The 2,472-nt window shown below is 39.2% G+C and carries 2 protein-coding genes and 1 pseudogene; 1 reads left to right on the forward strand and 2 read right to left on the reverse strand.

Annotation, left to right across the window (positions count from 1 at the left end):
* Positions 1-530: pseudogene (locus tag BM377_RS15995) on the reverse strand (PD-(D/E)XK nuclease family transposase); the annotation flags it as partial.
* 206 nt (positions 531-736) lie between these two features.
* Here BM377_RS15995 and BM377_RS16000 point away from each other — a divergent pair.
* Positions 737-1,105 (forward strand): YccF domain-containing protein, encoded by a 369-nt coding sequence (locus BM377_RS16000; protein ID WP_092250981.1) that lies wholly within the window; start codon positions 737-739, stop codon positions 1,103-1,105.
* 53 nt (positions 1,106-1,158) lie between these two features.
* On the opposite strand, the gene BM377_RS16005 is transcribed toward BM377_RS16000, so the two are convergent.
* Positions 1,159-2,187: a hypothetical protein gene (locus tag BM377_RS16005; RefSeq protein WP_092250983.1), complete on the reverse strand. Its 1,029-nt coding sequence runs from the start codon at positions 2,185-2,187 to the stop codon at positions 1,159-1,161.
* Positions 2,188-2,472: the final 285 nt, after the last annotated feature.

A 2,472-nucleotide genomic window follows, 5' to 3' on the forward strand; every position in this document is an offset into this window, starting at 1 on the left:
CTTTCAAGGAATACAATGGTATAGACCGGTGCTATGTTCTTGTATGAGAAATTGGTTTTAAGAGAATCTCTTACTCTTTTATATTGACGAAGTAGTAAGTCCGCTGAATAGCAGGAAGCTCTTTCTCCTGTAAAAGCGTAACCGAGTTTTTGGACTTCAATGTTGGCAAGAGTTCCGTCTTCGAGTTCGACAACTATATCGGTAATTACGAGAGACAGTTCATCTCCGATACGTGTGTTGTCATTCGGCAGTTGATATTTAACGGTTACTTTCTTACCGATAATGATGCTTAATAGTGCTGACAAGCGTTCAGGTGTATACTCCGGGTTGAGTATCTCTTTGAAATAGCAGTCATAGAGCATCTTTACGCCTTTGGCTCCGGTGCATATTGATAGAAAGTTCTCTTTTTGATCTTCAGTCCAGGTTTCAAATTTTCCGCGAAGATTATCTTTTGAATGAATCTCTTCAAGAACCTGCTCCCTTGTCTTGATCATTGGAAATAATTTAGAAAGATTATTTTGGCTGTTCATACAGCACCTCCGAAAAAAGAATTTGGCGAATCCGCCATGCGTCGACATAAGAATGGCCGTTGAAAGACCGTCGACATATTCAATGATATCAGACAAAACTTAAGATTCTCTGTAGAAAATTCTTAAGGTTTCTTAAGAAATAAAAAATGGTACAATAGTATCCAATAGACATAACAAAGAGTTCATTGTGAAAGGATTGAGGATATATGAGATTTTTAGGGAATGTGATATGGATAATATGCGGCGGACTTTTGAGCGCGATCGGCTGGTGGCTGGCAGGCGTTTTGTGGTGCATCACGGTTGTGGGAATTCCTGTCGGGCTTCAGTGTTTTAAGCTGTCGTCGATTTCGCTGAATCCGTTCGGAAAAGAGATTGTGGATGAAGGCGGCGCGGTGTCGTGTTTTTTGAATGTAATATGGTTCTTTGTTTCGGGACTTGAGCTAGCGTTAGTTAACCTTATGATCGGGATTATTTTGTGCATTACGATCGTGGGTATCCCGTTCGGAAAGCAGTTCTTTAAGATCGCGAGACTTGCGTTGTTTCCGTTTGGAGCAAGAGTTGTGAAGATGAGATGATTGGTGAAAAAAGTCCCCCGGGGAAAATTCATACCCCGGGGGATGTCTTCATTTCAGATATCGGAGAATAGTATTTCTTTGCATAAGCTCGCTATTTCAGGATTGGCATCTTTATCATCGTCATAATGAATTCTAATACTTCTTACAACCTTATAATCTTCAATGCAGTCGCACATATTCTTTGCATGTTTTAAAAAACTTATGATTATATCATCGCCGTCATCAAACTGCGAAATACCGGGGACCGGGCCCTCATCCAAAAGTCCGTCAATAATATCCCTAATACCGGCAAATTCCTCTTTCGTCGGATTACCTTTTAATATTTCGTAAGCCCCTGACTTAGTCCAACAATCCATTGCCGAATACGCTGGTAAAACATTATTATGCACACCATCTGTAAGAAGCCATCTCTTTATCTCATCGGTTACGGCTTCAATTCTTTCGACTGCATGAACTCGTCCCCAGCCATGAACTTTTTTGGCCAGGTTCAATATCTCTTCATTTCCGTTTTTCCAAGCGCGCATTATAAAGACAGAAAATAAGGTAAACTCGTCACAAAGACCTATTGTGCGAATAATATTTTTTACATCCGGCTTTTCATCTGTATTAAATAATTCCAATATACAAAGACCGTATTTAACCGTTTCTTTGCAGGATGAAGTGGTTATAGCGTGAATTGCATATCTTAAACAGTTCGTAGGATCGAGTTTTTCTCTGTTCTGTAAAATATATGCCTGAATATCATCGATTGAATATAATGCACGAGCATGAGTACCTAATTTATCAAAAAGTTGATCTGCTTTGGAAAAGTCTCCGCTTGAAGCTGCAGTTACCGCTCCACCCATTTCTTTCTTGGTCTCATCAGTGTTAGCTGAGCGGCCCATATGATATATGCAAATGCCATCCTCTGCACCATCAGCAAAATGCAGTCTACTATCATCTTTTGTCGGTAAAGAAAAACTCTCAGGAAGTTCGCCATCGACAAGCGCTCCGGAAATAATATCAAATAAGGCTTCCGGCCTGCTTGTGACAGAAGGTGCTTTATCATTATTCTTTTTCCTAAAAAAATCAAACAATCCCATATTCTCTCGCTTTTCGTATTTAGATAATGATTTAAGTTAAAGTATATTATACTTTAGACCGGTGTTGATATGAAGGTTCTTCCTTTAGCTTCTACATAAAATCTTAAGAAATTTCGGCGGTATTTCTTAAGATTTACCTGCTATCATAGATAAAGTCGACGGTCTTTCAACGGCCATTCTCATGTCGACATATGGCGGATTCGCCAAATTCTATTTATAAGGAGACTTATCTTTATGTCTAATTCAAAAGAAACAACACAGAAACTTACTTACGAAACAGCAACA

The organism is Butyrivibrio sp. INlla21, assembly GCF_900116875.1.
Taxonomy (GTDB): domain Bacteria; phylum Bacillota; class Clostridia; order Lachnospirales; family Lachnospiraceae; genus Butyrivibrio.